This is a genomic window from Paenarthrobacter sp. Z7-10 (assembly GCF_026932795.1).
In the GTDB taxonomy this organism is placed as follows: Bacteria; Actinomycetota; Actinomycetes; order Actinomycetales; family Micrococcaceae; genus Arthrobacter_M.
The window spans coordinates 24756-41602 of sequence record NZ_JADPVH010000005.1 but is presented as its reverse complement, the minus strand read 5'-3'; the positions used below and the strand labels follow the sequence as shown (position 1 = coordinate 41602).

7 protein-coding genes and 1 pseudogene are annotated in these 16847 nt (G+C 62.8%); 5 read left to right on the top strand and 3 right to left on the bottom strand.

The genetic code is table 11. The annotated features are described in order from the left end of the window. Nucleotides 1-8: 8 nt before the first annotated feature. The 3 genes and pseudogenes from IV498_RS02705 to IV498_RS02695 form a co-directional block, all read right to left on the bottom strand. A complete protein-coding gene (locus IV498_RS02705) occupies nt 9-1256 on the bottom strand; it encodes an acetyl-CoA C-acetyltransferase (RefSeq protein WP_269045011.1) in 1248 nt (415 codons plus the stop codon). A gap of 167 nt (nt 1257-1423) precedes the next feature. Next, nucleotides 1424-2779 (bottom strand): L-lactate MFS transporter, encoded by a 1356-nt coding sequence (locus tag IV498_RS02700; protein WP_269045010.1) that lies wholly within the window; start codon nt 2777-2779, stop codon nt 1424-1426. Nucleotides 2780-2871: 92 nt separating this feature from the next. Next, a pseudogene (locus IV498_RS02695) lies at nt 2872-5210 on the bottom strand (FdhF/YdeP family oxidoreductase). Between the two features lie 485 nt (nt 5211-5695). Here IV498_RS02695 and rpoB point away from each other — a divergent pair. The 5 genes from rpoB to fusA all read left to right on the top strand — a co-directional run bounded on the left by rpoB (nt 5696) and on the right by fusA (nt 16831). Then, complete coding sequence (gene rpoB / locus IV498_RS02690; RefSeq protein ID WP_269045009.1) at nt 5696-9229, top strand: DNA-directed RNA polymerase subunit beta; 3534 nt, start codon at nt 5696-5698, stop codon at nt 9227-9229. A 184-nt stretch (nt 9230-9413) separates the two neighbouring features. Then, nucleotides 9414-13316, top strand: coding sequence for a DNA-directed RNA polymerase subunit beta' (locus IV498_RS02685; protein WP_269045008.1), 3903 nt, complete (start codon nt 9414-9416; stop codon nt 13314-13316). A gap of 429 nt (nt 13317-13745) precedes the next feature. Then, entirely contained in the window at nt 13746-14120 is a 375-nt protein-coding gene (gene rpsL / locus IV498_RS02680) for a 30S ribosomal protein S12 (protein WP_055239341.1), read from the top strand. Nucleotide 14121: 1 nt separating this feature from the next. After that, nucleotides 14122-14592, top strand: a complete 471-nt coding sequence (rpsG, locus tag IV498_RS02675) for a 30S ribosomal protein S7 (RefSeq protein ID WP_269045007.1) — start codon at nt 14122-14124, stop codon at nt 14590-14592. 136 nt (nt 14593-14728) lie between these two features. After that, nucleotides 14729-16831 (top strand): elongation factor G, encoded by a 2103-nt coding sequence (gene fusA / locus IV498_RS02670; protein ID WP_269045006.1) that lies wholly within the window; start codon nt 14729-14731, stop codon nt 16829-16831. The last annotated feature ends 16 nt before the right edge of the window (nt 16832-16847 follow it).

Genomic DNA, 16847 nt, shown 5'->3' with positions numbered 1-16847 from the left:
CAAAACGCTCAGTCCCGGTAGAGCAGCAGGGCTTCGCCCTGGCCGCCGCCGCCGCATAATGACACCGCAGCCTTGCCGGTTCCGCGCCGGTTGAGTTCGTGCGCGGCGTGCAGCGCCAACCGGGCTCCGGAGGCCCCGATCGGATGGCCCAAGGCGATGGCACCGCCGTGGATATTGCATTTCTCCAAGTCCATGTCCAGGTCCTTGAGGGATTGGACGGCTACCGAGCCGAACGCCTCGTTGATTTCGATGAAGTCCAAATCCGAGCTGCTCCAGCCGGCCTTGGCAAGCGCCTGCTGGATTGCGTGTGATGGTTGTGAATGCAGCGAGTTGTCCGGACCGGCCACCTGCCCTGACGCCCCGACGACCGCAAGCCACGAAAGACCATGTTCCTCGGCATAGCCGCGCGAGGTCAGGACCAGTGCTGAGGCGCCGTCGCTGAGCGGTGAGGAGTTGCCGGCGGTGATGGTCCCGTCCGTGGCGAAGGCCGAGCGCAGCGGTGCGAGCGTCTCGAGTGTGGTCTGTGGCCGCACGCCTTCGTCGGCGGTCAGCACCACCGGTTCACCCTTGCGCTGCGGAACGCTCACGGGAGCGATCTCGACGTCGATCAGGCCGGCTTCCATGGCGGCCGCGGCGCGCCGGTGCGAGGCCTCGGCCACGGTATCCTGCGCGGTGCGGTCGATGCCAAGTGTCACGTTGTGCCGCTCCGTCGAAAGGCCCATGGAATCGCCGTCGAACGCGTCCGTCAGGCCATCGTGAGCCGCAACATCGAGTGCCTGGATGGCACCGTAGGTCCAGCCCTGCCGGGAACCGGGGAGCACGTGCGGGGCACGCGTCATGGATTCCTGTCCACCGGCCACCACAACCGTTGCGTCCCCGCTGCGGATCATCCGGGCGGCGTCGATCACTGCGGTCAAGCCGGACAGGCAAACCTTGTTGATGGTGACAGCCGGAACGTCCCAGCCAATGCCGGCGGCAATGGAGCTTTGACGCGCCGGATTTTGGCCGGCGCCGGCCTGGAGCACCTGGCCCATGATCACTTGATCCACCTCGGAGGCGGACACGGACGAGCGGTCCAGTGCCGCAGCGATGGCCTTGGAGCCCAGCTCGACGGCGGTGAAGCCGGCGAGCTGCCCGTTCAGCCGGCCTTGGGGCGTGCGGGCTGCGGCCAGGATGACGACATCGTTGGCTTGTGGAGCCGGCACTGAAGCGGTTCCTGATGGGGCGGTTGGCTTTGCCGTCGGTTCTGCGCTCATGCTGTGCTTCTCTTTCCTGGGAGCTGGCGCAGATCCTCTTTGACGCGCCACGGTTTTAAAACCTAACAGTTCAACGCGGAGTTGTATTTCCCCAGCCGGAGAGCAGTGTGGTCCGCAGCGTATCTGCTGCGGACCACACAGGCCGATCCGACCAATTCAGGACATGGTCAGACGGCGGTCACGCCCTTCGTACCTTTGGCATCGCCGACGGCGGAGGCTGGCGGAACGTTTCCGGCGTCGGATGCAGCGCGGGGCATCTTGGTGATTGCCGGAACGATCAGGGAAACCAACGCAATGATTCCGATGACGGTGTAGCCCAGAGTGTAGTTCTTTTCCGTTCCAATCAGCGCCGCTATGATCGGTGGCCCAATCAGCCCACCCAAGCTCCAGCCAAGGATCATCAGTCCGTAGATGGCACCGGCGTGCTTGACCCCAAAGAAGTCTCCGGCGGTGGCCGGCATGGTGCCGAAGCCTCCGCCATAACACAGGTAGATGATGGCGGCGAGGACGAAGAACAGCGCCGCGTTGCCGACGTGCGGGAGGATCAGCAAGCAGACGCCCTGAAGCCCCAGCATCAAGGCGAAGGCGCCCATCCGTCCGGTGCGGTTGGACACCCAGGCCCAGAAGATCCGGCCGCCACCGTTGAACAGGGCCAGCACTCCCACGAGTGCCGCGGCCCCGGCCACGCTGTAGCCGGCAATGTCGATGGCGCTGGAATTGGCCTGTCCGATCAGCGCGATGCCCACTGTGACATTAAGTGTCAGCACTGCGGTGAGCAGATACCACTGAGGCGTGCGGAGCGCTTCCTTTTCGGTGTACTCCTTATAGCTGTCCCGGACACGTCCGGTCGAGGCGGGAACCCATCCGGGCACCGTGTAGCCGGCCGGTGGATTGCGGAAGAACGAGGCACCGATCAGGGACAGCACCAGATAGCCGATGCCCAGCGGCAGGAAGGCCCAGCCCGGCGTCGTGGGATGCATGGCGATCAGCCACTGCGCCACCGGGGCGGTAAGCACTGCCCCGAAACCGAACCCGGCCACGGCGAGACCGGTGATCAGGCCACGCTTGTCCGGGAACCACTTCTGCAGCATCGCAATGGGCACAATGTAGGCAAAGCCCAGACCGAAACCACTGATCACGCCGTAGCCAAGCACCAGCAGCCACAACTGGTCATGGCTGTGTGCGAAGGAGGCAACCATGCAGCCCACGCCGTAAATAATCCCTCCAGTCAGAGCCACGGGCCGTGGGCCCACCTTGTCCTGGATGCGGCCGCCGAGATAAGTGCCGATGAAGATCATGCCAATCGTGACGGTGAAGGGCAGCGACGCCTCGGGATTGGTCAGATGCATGGCGGTGGGTTTTTTCAACGCCGTGCTGAACACACTCCAGGCATAAACGGCTCCGATGGAAAACTGCAGCAGCAGCGCCGCGACTACTATCCACCATCTCCCGTGCGTGGAAACCCTGCCGCCACCTCCGCTGCCCATCGCGGACGGTGCCCCAGCTCCGGATTGTTCGGACATTGTATTGCCTCTCTGTAGGCGCCCAGTCCCTGCGGGAGGGGGGCGGTGGTGGTGCAAGGTCCATGCGGTAAAACTGTCCTGGCAATCGGGGGTCACACCGTGCTGACGGCAACCGCCTCGCCTGCCGCGGCGGCTGCCGGAGCGCCCGCGGGCACTACCCTGATCAGCACCGACTTGGAAGCAGGCGTGTTGCTGCCTTCCGCGGTGCTCTCAAGTGGCACCAGGACGTTGGCCTCGGGGAAATAGGCGGCGGCGCATCCCTTGGTGGTGGGGTAGGACACCGCCCGGAAGCTCCTCAGGACACGGTCTGGTCCGCCGGGGAATTCGCTGTACACATCCACTGACTGGCCGTCGGATAAGCCAAGCTCGGTGAGGTCGTCCGGATGGATGAAGACCACGCGCCGACCCTTCTTGATGCCGCGGTACCGGTCGTTGAGGCTGTAGATCGTTGTGTTGAACTGGTCGTGTGAGCGCATGGTCTGCAGCAGCAGCCGCCCCGGCGGACAAGGGATGTGCTCAAGTTCGTTGACCGTCAGCATTGCCTTGCCCGTCGCCGTCGGGAAGGTTCTGGAGTCCCGCGGTCCATGTGGCAGGATGAAGCCGCCATCCCTTCGGATCTTGGAATTGTAGTCCTCGCAGCCCTTCACTACATGGGAGATGTGGTCGCGGATCGCGTCGTAGTTCCGCTCGAAGCCGGCCCAGTCAACATCGACTTTGGCACCCAGGACGGCGCGCGCCAACCGGCTGACGATAGCCACTTCCGAGAGCAGGTTTGAGGAGACGGGCGCGACGCGCCCGCGCGAGGAGTGAACGGCGCAGACCGAGTCCTCGACCGAGACAAACTGTGGTCCGCCGGCCTGGACATCGATTTCCGTCCGGCCCATGGTTGGCAGGATCAGGGCTTCTGCGCCGATCACGGCGTGCGAGCGGTTCAGTTTCGTCGACACCTGCACTGTCATTTCGGTCTTTTGAACGGCGGCTTCCGCTGCCGCCGTGTCGGAAATCGCCGCCACCATGTTGCCGCCCAGGGCAAACCACGCCTTGATGCTGCCGTCGCGCATGCCCCGAACTGCCTGGACACTGTCCACACCGTGTTCGCGCGGGGGCTCGAAGCTGAATTCCTTCGCCAGCGCATCCAGGAACGCGGGGGGCATCTTCTCCCAGATCCCCATCGTCCGATCTCCCTGGACGTTGCTGTGCCCGCGGATCGGGGAGGCTCCGGCACCTGGTTTGCCGATATTGCCCCGCAGCAGCAGCAGATTGATGATTTCCTTGATCGCCCGAACGGCCTTTTTGTGCTGGGTCAGTCCCATGGCCCAAGTGATGATGACCTTGTCCGCTTTCAGGTACCGCGCGGCGAGCTCATCAATCTCAGCCACTGTCAATCCTGTCGCATCCAGCACCGCCTCTTCGTTCAGGCCGGCGAGGTGGTCCTTCAATTCCGCGAGGCCTTGGCAGTGTCGATCCAGGAAGTCGTGGTCCAGCACGGTGCCGGGGTTTGCCGCTTCGGCGTCGAGGACACGTTTGGAAACGGCCTGCATAAGTGCCATGTCGCCACCGAGGCGGATCTGCAGGAACTGATCCGCCAGATCGTACCCTTTCCGAGCACACCGTTGACGCGCTGCGGATTTTTGTACCGCATCAAGCCAGCCTCCGGCAGCGGGTTGACGGCGACAATCTCGGCACCGGCACGCTTGGCGTCCTCAAGGGCAGTCAGCATCCGGGGATGGTTGGTGCCCGTGTTCTGGCCCATAATGATCACCAGGTCCGCCTTGGCAAAATCCTCGTAGGCGATGGTCGACTTGCCGATTCCAATGGTCTGGCTCATCGCCAGTCCGGTGGACTCGTGGCACATGTTCGAGCAATCCGGCAGATTGTTGGTGCCGAAAGCGCGGACAAACAGCTGGTAGATGAAGGCCGTTTCATTGGCGGTACGACCACTGGTGTAGAACGCAGCCTGGTCGGGGGAGGCGAGCCCATTCAGTTTTCGGGCTATCACCGAAAACGCTTCGTCCCAGCTGATCGGCCGATAATGGTCTTCCCCGGCCGGCTTGTGGACGGGCTCCACCAGCCGGCCCTGCATCCCGAGCCAGTATTCGGAACGGGTCAGGAGGTCACTGATGGAATGTTCGGCCCAAAAATTGGGAGGGACAGTGAGCGGGGTCGCTTCCCATGTCACGGCTTTCGCGCCGTTCTCGCAGAACTCGGCCAGTTTGCGGTGGGAGGGGTCGGGCCAGGCGCAGCTCATGCAGTCGAAACCGTCTTTTTGGTTCATCGAGCCCAGCAACTTCAGGCTGCGGGTGAGGCCCATCTCCTTCACCGCCGGCACCATTGAATGAGTGACGCCTAGGACGCCCGCGGCCCAGGACTTCGCGCCGGTGGTACTGAGATCCGGTTCGGACAGATCCGTTGCTGCTGGTTCGTTCGGCATGTTGATTACCTTCGTCTCCGGCGTGGCCAGCGGTTCGTTCTCGATCCGCCAGGCTTGCTGTGATTGCGCCCACACGGTATGACTAACATTTTGGCTCAGCATAAGCAAGCACCAATCAGGTTTCCGGCGCGCCGGGCCGTTGCTGGGCTCGGGATGAGCTGAGCCTGGTCCGGAGCTGCCGCCTTTTCGTGACGCGGGGCAATGGGCGCGGACTCCTCCGCCCCGGGGCATGACGGCCCGTGATACACCCGTGGCGCGGCTGCGTCAAGTCTGAACTGGACATGTGGATCGCCGTGCCGTATTGTAGAACTTTGCGTCTTCTCTATTAACCTTCAGCCTTCATATAGCGGTGGGCTTCGCCACGGAATCAGCTGCATTCGCCGAGTGCAGTTGCCCATTTTGGCGTTCTGTGCGTTCTCTTCGAACGTGCCGGATTTGGTTGGAGAGTCGCAGGACAAGCCTGTTGGTCTGTGGAAGGATCCCTCTTGGTCGCCTCGAGCACCTCTAATGTAAACAGCTCTAATGCAAACAGCGCTGCAACCGCTATCAACACCGACAGCACCGATGGTGCAACACGCCGGCTCTCATTTGCGAAAATTCACGAGCCGCTGGACGTTCCGAACCTGCTCGCGCTCCAGACTGAGAGCTTTGACTGGTTGGTCGGCAACGAGCGTTGGCGCTCCCGCATGAATAAGGCAGCCGAAGCCGGGGACCAAAGCGTTGCCACGACTTCCGGTCTGGCCGACATCTTCGAGGAGATCTCCCCGATCGAGGACTTCCAGGGCACCATGTCCCTGTCCTTCTCCGAGCCGGAGTTCGCTGACCCGAAGTACACCACCGCCGAGTGCAAGGACCGCGACGCCACCTACGCGGCCCCGTTGTACGTCAAGGCCGAGTTCATGAACAACAACACCGGTGAGATCAAGCAGCAGACGGTGTTCATGGGCGATTTCCCGCTGATGACGGACAAGGGCACCTTCGTGGTCAACGGCACCGAGCGTGTCGTGGTCTCGCAGCTGGTGCGTTCTCCCGGCGCCTATTTTGAGCGCACTGCGGACAAAACCAGTGACAAAGACATTTTCACCGCCAAAATCATTCCGTCCCGCGGCGCCTGGTTTGAGCTCGAGATCGACAAGCGCGACCAGGTGGGAGTCCGCCTGGACCGCAAGCGCAAGCAGTCGGTCACAGTGCTGCTGAAGGCGCTGGGCTGGACCGAGGGCCAGATCCTCGAAGAGTTCGGCGAGTTTGACTCGATCCGCGCCACGCTGGACAAGGACACGGCCGAAGGCCGCGAGGACGCGCTGCTGGACATCTACCGCAAGCTGCGCCCGGGCGAGCCGCCCACAGTGGAAGCCGCCGATGCTCTGCTGCACAACCTGTACTTCAACCCGAAGCGCTATGACCTGGCCAAGGTTGGCCGCTACAAGATCAACCGCAAGCTTGGCATCGACAAGGCGCTCAACGCCGACGACGCTTCCGTGCTGGACATCGATGACATCGTTGCGATGATCAAGTTCCTGGTCACCCTGCACGCCGGTGGAAAAACCCTGACGGGCAAGCGCAACGGAGTGGATCACGAGCTCCGGGTTGAGACCGACGACATCGACCACTTCGGCAACCGCCGCATCCGCGCCGTCGGCGAACTGATCGAAAACCAGGTCCGCACCGGTCTGTCCCGGATGGAGCGTGTTGTCCGCGAGCGGATGACCACCCAGGACGTCGAGGCGATCACGCCGCAGACCCTGATTAACATCCGTCCCGTGGTGGCCGCCATCAAGGAATTCTTCGGCACCTCGCAGCTGTCCCAGTTCATGGACCAGAACAACCCGCTGGCCGGCCTGACGCACAAACGCCGTCTGTCCGCGCTGGGCCCGGGTGGTCTCTCCCGCGACCGTGCCGGCATGGAGGTCCGTGACGTTCACCCGTCGCACTACGGCCGCATGTGCCCCATTGAAACTCCGGAAGGGCCCAACATTGGCCTGATCGGTTCATTGGCGTCCTACGGTCGAATCAACCCCTTCGGTTTCATCGAAACGCCGTACCGGAAGGTCAACAACGGCCATGTGACGGATGACGTCGACTACCTCACGGCCGACGACGAGGTGGAAGTTGTCATCGCCCAGGCCAACGCGCCGCTGACCGAAGACAGCCACTTCGCCGAAGAAATGGTTCTGGTCCGCCAGCGCGGCGGCGGCGGCGAGCCGGTGTTGATTCCGGCCCGCGACGTCGAGTACATGGACGTTTCCCCGCGCCAGATGGTTTCGGTCGCCACGGCTCTGATCCCGTTTCTGGAGCACGACGACGCAAACCGCGCCCTGATGGGTGCGAACATGCAGCGCCAGGCCGTGCCGCTGGTCCGTTCCGAAGCCCCGTTTGTGGGCACCGGCATGGAGCGCGCCGCAGCCGTGGACGCCGGCGACGTCGTCATTGCCAAAAAGGCAGGCGTGGTTTCAGAGGTCTCGGCCGACCTGGTCCTGATGCTCAACGACGACGGCACCGAGACGCATTACCCGATCGCCAAGTACAACCGCTCCAACCAGGGCACCGCCTACAACCAGCGCGTCCTCGTTTCAGACGGACAGCGCCTGGAGGTTGGCGGGATTATTGCCGACGGTCCCTCCACCGACCAGGGTGAGCTTGCCTTGGGCAAGAACCTGCTGGTGGCGTTCATGTCCTGGGAAGGGCATAACTACGAGGACGCGATCATCCTCTCGCAGCGCATCGTTGCCGAGGATGTGCTCTCCTCGATCCACATCGAAGAGCACGAGATCGATGCCCGCGACACCAAGTTGGGCGCCGAGGAGATCACCCGCGATATCCCGAACGTCTCGGAGGAAATCCTCGCCGGACTGGACGAGCGCGGCATCATCCACATCGGTGCCGAGGTAGAGGCCGGGGACGTGCTGGTTGGAAAGGTCACGCCCAAGGGCGAGACCGAGCTGACCCCGGAGGAGCGCCTGCTGCGCGCCATCTTCGGAGAGAAGAGCCGCGAGGTCCGCGACACCTCACTGAAGGTTCCGCACGGTGAGTCCGGAACCGTTATTGGGGTCCGCGTCTTCGACCGGGATTCCGACGACGAACTGCCCCCGGGCGTCAACCAGCTGGTGCGCATCTACGTGGCCAACAAGCGCAAGATCACCGATGGTGACAAACTGGCCGGCCGGCATGGAAACAAGGGTGTCATCTCCAAGATCCTGCCGATCGAGGACATGCCATTCCTGGCCGACGGTACTCCGGTGGACATCGTTTTGAACCCGCTGGGCGTGCCCGGTCGAATGAACGTCGGCCAGGTGCTGGAAACACACCTCGGCTGGGTCGCCAAGACCGGCTGGAAGATCGAGGGGGAGCCGGAGTGGGTCAAGAACCTGCCGAACCTCCCGCGGGAATCCGGCTCGACGACGGTTGCCACGCCGGTGTTCGACGGTGCGCGCGAAGAGGAAATCACCGGTCTGCTGGACTCCACGAATGTGACTCGCGACGGCGAACGGCTGATCAACTCCTCCGGAAAGACCGTGCTGTTCGACGGCCGCTCCGGAGAGCAGTTCCCGGACCCGATTTCCGTGGGCTACATGTACATCCTCAAGCTCCACCACCTGGTGGACGACAAGATTCACGCCCGTTCCACCGGTCCGTACTCCATGATCACCCAGCAGCCGCTTGGTGGTAAGGCCCAGTTTGGCGGCCAGCGCTTCGGTGAGATGGAAGTGTGGGCCCTGGAGGCCTATGGCGCCGCCTACACGCTGCAGGAGTTGCTGACGATCAAGTCGGATGACATTCACGGCCGCGTAAAGGTCTACGAGGCCATCGTCAAGGGCGAGAACATTCCGGAGCCGGGCATCCCCGAATCCTTCAAGGTGCTGATCAAGGAAATGCAGTCGCTGTGCCTGAACGTGGAAGTGCTTTCCACCGACGGCACCACGATTGAGATGCGTGACTCGGATGAAGAAGTCTTCCGGGCCGCGGAGGAGCTGGGCATCGACCTCTCACGGGCCGAGCCGAACTCCGTCGAAGAAGTCTAGCGACCCAGCCGAGCCCGGTCCGGGCTCGGGACGGCGTGCCGAAGGCGACTTTGGCCGCTGAGCGGCCTTCGCCGCTTGGCGCACGCCTTCCCCCGATCCCGGACCGGGCGGCCGCCGTCGTCGTACTTCCATCCGTATCCCGAACAGACTTTAGATTTAGAGAACAAGAGAGAACAGGGACCATATGTCCAGCGAATCCTCCTTCGGCCTCATGCAAATCGGCCTCGCCACCGCGGAAGACATCCGCGACTGGTCGCACGGCGAAGTAAAGAAGCCGGAAACCATCAACTACCGCACGCTCAAGCCCGAGAAGGACGGCCTCTTCTGCGAGAAGATCTTCGGCCCGTCCCGGGACTGGGAGTGCTACTGCGGCAAGTACAAGCGCGTGCGCTTCAAGGGCATCATCTGTGAGCGCTGTGGCGTCGAGGTCACCCGCGCCAAGGTGCGCCGCGAGCGGATGGGCCATATCGAGCTAGCCGCACCCGTCACCCACATCTGGTACTTCAAAGGTGTCCCGTCCCGATTGGGCTACCTGCTGGACCTCGCGCCGAAGGACCTGGAAAAGGTTATTTACTTCGCCGCCTACATGATCACCAGCGTCGACACCGAGGCGCGCCACGCTGAGCTGCCGAACCTGCAGGCCGAGCATGACCTGGAAAAGAAGCAGCTCGTCGATACGCGTGACTCGGATATCGCCACCGTGGCCCGCGATCTGGAAGGCGAGCTTGCCCGCCTGGAGGGCGAGGGCGCCAAGGCCGCCGAGAAGAAAAAGGCCCGCGACTCCGCTGACCGTCAGATGGCCAACATCCGCAAGCGTGCGGATGCGGACATCGACCGGCTGGAGCAGGTCTGGGACCGGTTCAAGAACCTCAAGGTTGCCGATCTGGAAGGCGACGAGGCGTTGTACCGCGAGCTGCGGGACCGCTACGGCCTGTACTTCGAGGGCTCGATGGGTGCCGAGGCGATCAAGAAGCGGCTGGAAACCTTCGACATGCAGGCCGAGGGCGAGCTGCTGCGTGACATCATCCAGAACGGCAAGGGCCAGCGCAAGACGCGTGCCCTGAAGCGCCTGAAGGTTGTCAACGCGTTCCTCACCACGAACAACTCCCCGCTCGGCATGGTCCTTGGTGCCGTTCCGGTGATCCCGCCGGAACTGCGTCCGATGGTCCAGCTCGACGGCGGCCGTTTCGCCACGTCCGACCTGAACGACCTGTACCGCCGCGTGATCAACCGCAACAACCGCCTCAAGCGGCTGCTGGATCTGGGCGCGCCGGAAATCATCGTCAACAATGAGAAGCGGATGCTGCAGGAGGCTGTGGACAGCCTCTTCGACAACGGCCGCCGTGGACGTCCGGTCACTGGACCGGGCAACCGTCCGCTGAAGTCGCTCTCCGACATGCTCAAGGGCAAGCAGGGCCGGTTCCGCCAGAACCTGCTCGGCAAGCGCGTTGACTATTCGGGCCGTTCCGTCATTGTGGTTGGTCCGCAGCTGAAGCTGCACCAGTGTGGCCTGCCCAAGCAGATGGCGCTGGAGCTGTTCAAGCCGTTCGTGATGAAGCGCCTGGTTGACCTCAACCACGCGCAGAACATCAAGAGCGCCAAGCGGATGGTGGAGCGTTTCCGCCCGCAGGTCTGGGATGTGCTCGAAGAGATCATCACCGAGCACCCGGTGCTGCTGAACCGCGCACCAACCCTGCACCGGTTGGGCATCCAGGCCTTCGAGCCGCAGTTGGTGGAAGGTAAGGCCATTCAGCTGCACCCGCTGGTCTGTGGCGCGTTCAACGCCGACTTCGACGGCGACCAGATGGCCGTTCACCTGCCGCTCTCTCCGGAGGCGCAGGCCGAGGCCCGCATCCTGATGCTCTCCTCGAACAACATCCTCAAGCCCTCGGACGGCCGCCCGGTCACCCTGCCGTCGCAGGATATGATCATCGGTCTGTACCACCTGACCACCAAGCGCGTCGGCTCCGCCGGTGAAGGACGGGTCTTCTCCACTCCGGCCGAAGCCATCATGGCCCACGACGCCGGTGTGCTGCACCTGAACTCGAAGGTGCGGATCCGCCTCGACGACTTCATTCCGTACGCGGGCTGGGAAGCTCCGGAAGGCTGGGAGCCGGGCACACCGGCACTGGTCGAGACGTCGCTGGGACAGGTCATCTTCAACGAGACCCTGCCCGAGGACTACCCGTGGGTGGAGAACGTCGCCGACAAGGGCGAGCTGTCCACCATCGTCAACGACCTGGCCGAGCGGTACCCGAAGGTTGTGGTGGCGGCAACGCTGGACAACCTCAAGGATGCCGGTTTCTACTGGGCCACGCGTTCCGGTGTGACAGTGGCCATCTCCGACATCGAGGTGCCGAAGGAAAAGCCGGCCATCCTCGAGGGGTATGAGGCCAAGGCAGCCAAGGTGCAGTCCCAGTTCGAGAAGGGCCTGATTGCGGACGATGAGCGCCGCCAGGAACTGATCGACATCTGGAATCAGGCCACCAACGACGTCGCCGATGCCATGCGCAAGTCCATGTCCGCCTCCAACACCATCAACCGGATGGTGTCCTCGGGTGCACGTGGTAACTGGATGCAGGTCCGCCAGATTGCCGGTATCCGCGGCCTGGTGGCGAACCCCAAGGGCGAGATTATTCCGCGCCCGATCAAGTCCTCCTACCGCGAGGGCCTGTCGGTGCTGGAATACTTCATCGCCACGCACGGTGCACGTAAGGGTCTGGCCGATACCGCGCTGCGTACCGCCAACTCGGGTTACCTGACCCGGCGCCTGGTGGATGTCTCGCAGGACGTCATTGTCCGCGAGGACGACTGCGGCACCGAGCGCGGCTTGACGCTGCCAATCGCTGTGGCTGACGCGAACGGTGAACTGACGCTGCACGAGGAAGTCGAGAACAGCGTCTACGCCCGGACCTTGGCCACCGAAGTGGTTGACTCCACGGGCAAGGTGCTGGCCGAATCCGGTGCCGATGTTGGCGATGTGCTGATCGGCGAACTGTTTGCCGCTGGCGTCACCGAGATCAAGGTCCGCTCCGTGCTCACCTGTGAGTCCGCCGTCGGAACCTGCGCGCTGTGCTACGGCCGCTCGTTGGCGACGGGTAAGACCGTGGACATCGGCGAGGCTGTGGGCATCATTGCCGCTCAGTCCATCGGTGAGCCCGGAACCCAGCTGACGATGCGTACCTTCCACACCGGTGGTGCCGTTTCCGCCAGCCGTGGCGAGGACATCACGCAGGGTCTGCCGCGTATCCAGGAGCTCTTCGAGGCCCGTACTCCCAAGGGTGTTGCGCCGATCGCGGAAGCGGCCGGCCGGATCACCTTCGAGGAGACCGAGCGTCAGATGCGCCTGATCCTCACGCCGGATGATGGTACCGAGGAGATCGCTTACCCGATTCTGCGCCGTGCCCGCCTGCTGGTGGCCGACGGCGACCGGGTGGAGGTCGGTCAGAAGCTGGTTGTGGGTGCAGTTGACCCCAAGCAGGTGCTGCGTATCCTGGGCCCGCGTGCGGCACAGAAACACCTGGTGGAGGAAGTCCAGCGCGTTTACCGCAGCCAGGGTGTGGGGATCCACGACAAGCATGTCGAGGTCATCGTCCGCCAGATGCTGCGCCGCGTCACGGTCATCGAATCCGGCGAGTCCAATTTGCTGCCGGGCGAGCTGGCCGAGCGTGGACGCTTCGAGGCAGAAAACCGCCGTGTGGTGTCCGAGGGCAAGACGCCGGCGTCGGGCCGGAACGAGCTGATGGGTATTACCAAGGCATCGTTGGCGACCGAGTCCTGGCTGTCCGCAGCATCCTTCCAGGAGACCACCCGCGTCCTGACGCAGGCGGCCATGGAAGGCAAGAGCGATCCGCTGCTGGGCCTGAAGGAGAACGTGATCATCGGTAAGCTGATCCCCGCCGGGACCGGCCTGCCGCGCTACACCAACGTCAAGGTGGAGCCCACCGAGGAAGCGAAGGCCAACCTGTTCACCGGCCCGAGCGCGTTCAGCGACTTCGATTACACCGGAGTTGGCGGCGACCTGGCACCCGAGTTCCACGCCATCCCGCTGGATGACTACGACTTGGGCAGCGGTTTCAGCAGCTGACGCTGCGCTGAAGCGACGCTGAGCGAACGACGGCGGTCCCGCACCATCTGGTGTGAGACCGCCGTCGTTTTGCCTGCCGGCTGTGGGTTTCAACAGCAGGAAGCGGGGATCCACAGCACGTGGGGGAGCGACGATTAAGGCTCTGTTCGCCGGCATGCTAGACTGGTAAACAATTGTTAGTGTGGCAGTGGATGAGCGTGACTTGGGAGAGATCCCAGGACACAGTTCCGGGTTGCAGGCTCCTTGTGCAACGTATGCCACATTTTTGCATGCCTTGGCGCCGACAAGGTTCGGGGCGTGCGACTACCGAGAAAAGAGCTTCGCTCCAGCCGGTACTGCGTGTGTGGTCAGGACAATTCCTATCCGCCTTCGCGGCCTTCGGTGCAAAGCAACACGAGAACCTCTCGAGAAAAAACGGAGAACACGAAAGTGCCTACGATTCAGCAGTTGGTCCGCAAGGGCCGCTCACCCAAGGTCTCAAAGACCAAGGCCCCCGCACTAAAGGGCAGCCCGATGCGCCGTGGGGTTTGCACCCGCGTGTACACCACCACCCCGAAGAAACCGAACTCGGCGCTGCGAAAGGTTGCCCGCGTGCGACTCAACGGTGGCGTTGAAGTGACGGCGTACATTCCCGGCGTTGGGCACAACCTCCAGGAGCACTCGATTGTGCTCGTTCGTGGTGGGCGGGTCAAAGACCTTCCCGGTGTCCGATACAAGATCGTCCGCGGCGCGCTGGACACCCAGGGCGTAAAGAACCGTAAGCAGGCCCGCAGCCGCTACGGTGCGAAGATGGAGAAGAAGTAATATGCCTCGCAAGGGTCCGGCCCCCAAGCGGCCGCTCGTTGTAGATCCCGTTTTCGGGTCCCCGTTGGTCACGCAGCTGATCAATAAGGTCCTGGTCGACGGCAAGAAGTCCACCGCCGAGCGCATTGTCTATGGCGCGCTCGAAGGTGCCCGTGAAAAGAGCGGCGGCGATCCGGTTGCTGCTCTGAAAAAGGCGATGGAGAACATCAAGCCCAGCCTTGAGGTCAAGTCCCGCCGTGTCGGTGGAGCCACCTACCAGGTTCCGGTTGAGGTCAAGCCCGGCCGCGCACAGGCTTTGGCCCTGCGCTGGCTGGTGGGCTACTCCAAGGCCCGCCGGGAGAAGACCATGACCGAGCGTCTGCGCAACGAGATCCTCGATGCCTCAAATGGTCTGGGTGCGGCCGTAAAGCGCCGCGAAGACACGCACAAGATGGCAGAGTCCAACAAGGCCTTCGCACACTACCGCTGGTAAGCCCTCGGGTTCCCGCCGGCGCACAGCGCCGGTGGGAATTCTCAGGCATCCCCCCGCCCCGGGCGTGGGGCTTTGTTCGACACCGGAGGCCTGGCCGCCGTCGTACGGACAATAAATCTTTCAAAAGGGAGACACCGTGGCACTGGACGTGCTTACCGACCTGAGCAAGGTCCGCAATATCGGCATCATGGCCCACATCGATGCCGGCAAGACCACCACTACCGAGCGCATCCTGTTCTACACGGGCGTTAACCACAAAATTGGTGAAACCCACGATGGTGCCTCGACCATGGACTGGATGGCGCAGGAGCAGGAACGTGGCATTACGATCACGTCCGCCGCGACCACCTGTTTCTGGGACAACAACCAGATCAACATTATTGACACCCCCGGGCACGTCGACTTCACCGTCGAGGTGGAGCGCTCCTTGCGCGTCCTCGATGGCGCCGTCGCGGTCTTTGATGGCAAAGAAGGCGTGGAGCCGCAGTCAGAGACTGTTTGGCGTCAGGCCGATAAATATGATGTTCCCCGCATCTGCTTCGTCAACAAGATGGACAAGCTCGGCGCGGATTTCTACTTCACCGTGGATACCATCATCAATCGGCTCGGGGCCAAGCCGTTGGTGCTGCAGCTGCCGATCGGTGCCGAGAACGACTTCGAAGGCGTTGTCGACCTGATCGAAATGCGCGCGCTGACCTGGCGCGGCGAGACCGAGATGGGCGCCAAGTACACCATTGAGCCCATTCCGGCCGATCTTCAGGAACGCGCCGAGGAATACCGCGCGGCGATGCTTGAGGCGGTTGCCGAGGCCGATGACGAACTGATGGAAAAGTACCTCAGCGGTGAAGAGCTGACGGTTGCCGAAATCAAGGCCGGCATCCGGAAGCTGACCATTTCGAGCCAGATCTACCCGGTTCTGTGTGGTTCGGCGTTCAAGAACAAGGGTGTCCAGCCGATGCTGGACGCGGTGGTTTCCTACTTGCCTTCGCCGCTGGATGTCCCCGATATCGAGGGTCACGATGTGCGCGACGAAGAGAAGATCGTCACCCGCGCGGCCAACGCCGACGCACCGTTCTCGGCGCTTGCCTTCAAGGTGGTCACACACCCGTTCTTCGGCCGTCTGACCTACATCCGGGTGTACTCCGGACAGGCCATGTCCGGCGCCCAGGTCATTAACTCGACCAAGGGCAAGAAGGAGCGCATCGGCAAGCTGTTCCAGATGCACGCCAACAAGGAAAACCCTGTTGACGGCGTCACGACCGGCCACATCTATGCCGCCATCGGGCTCAAGGACACCACCACGGGGGACACCCTCTGTGACCCGGCGAACCCGATCGTGCTCGAGTCCATGAGCTTCCCGGAGCCCGTGATCTCGGTCGCCATCGAACCCAAAACCAAGGGCGACCAGGAAAAGCTGTCCATCGCCATCCAGAAGCTCTCCGAAGAGGATCCGACCTTCCAGGTCTCCCTCAACGTGGACACCGGACAGACGATCATCGCCGGCATGGGCGAGTTGCACCTGGATATCCTGGTTGACCGGATGCGCCGCGAATTCCGCGTCGAGGCAAACGTGGGCAAGCCCCAGGTTGCTTACCGCGAAACGATCAAGCGCGCCGTGGCCAAGCACGACTACACGCACAAGAAGCAGACGGGTGGATCCGGCCAGTTCGCCAAGATCCAGATCGCCATCGAGCCGATGGAGGTTGTTGAAGGTGTGCTCTACGCCTTCGAGAACAAGGTCAGCGGTGGTCGGGTTCCGCGCGAGTACATCCCCAGTGTTGACGCTGGAATCCAGGATGCACTCAACGACGGCGTGTTGGCCGGCTACCCGGTGGTGGGCATTAAGGCAACGCTGCTCGACGGCGCTTACCACGATGTCGACTCCTCGGAAATGGCATTCAAGATTGCCGGACGGGCCGCTTTCAAGGAAGCTGCACGGATGGCGAATCCTGTTCTGCTCGAACCGCTGATGGAAGTTGAAGTCCGCACCCCTGAGGAATACATGGGTGAAGTTATTGGAGACCTCAACTCCCGCCGCGGCCAGATGCAGTCCATGGAGGATGCAAGTGGTGTGAAGGTAATTCGCGCCCACGTTCCGCTGTCCGGAATGTTCGGATACATTGGCGACCTGCGGTCCAAGACCCAGGGCCGCGCGGTGTACTCGATGAAGTTCGACAGCTACTCCGAGGTTCCGAAGGCAGTAGCCGACGAGATCATCCAGAAGAACCGCGGCGAGTAACTTCGGCACCCGCACC

Bases quoted from the DNA above. Each gene is read 5' to 3' on its own strand.
- IV498_RS02705 (WP_269045011.1), bottom strand. From the start codon at position 1,256: ATGAGCGCAGAACCGACGGCAAAGCCAACCGCCCCATCAGGAACCGCT.
- IV498_RS02700 (WP_269045010.1), bottom strand. From the start codon at position 2,779: ATGTCCGAACAATCCGGAGCTGGGGCACCGTCCGCGATGGGCAGCGGA.
- IV498_RS02685 (WP_269045008.1), top strand. From the start codon at position 9,414: ATGTCCAGCGAATCCTCCTTCGGCCTCATGCAAATCGGCCTCGCCACC.
- rpsG (WP_269045007.1), top strand. From the start codon at position 14,122: ATGCCTCGCAAGGGTCCGGCCCCCAAGCGGCCGCTCGTTGTAGATCCC.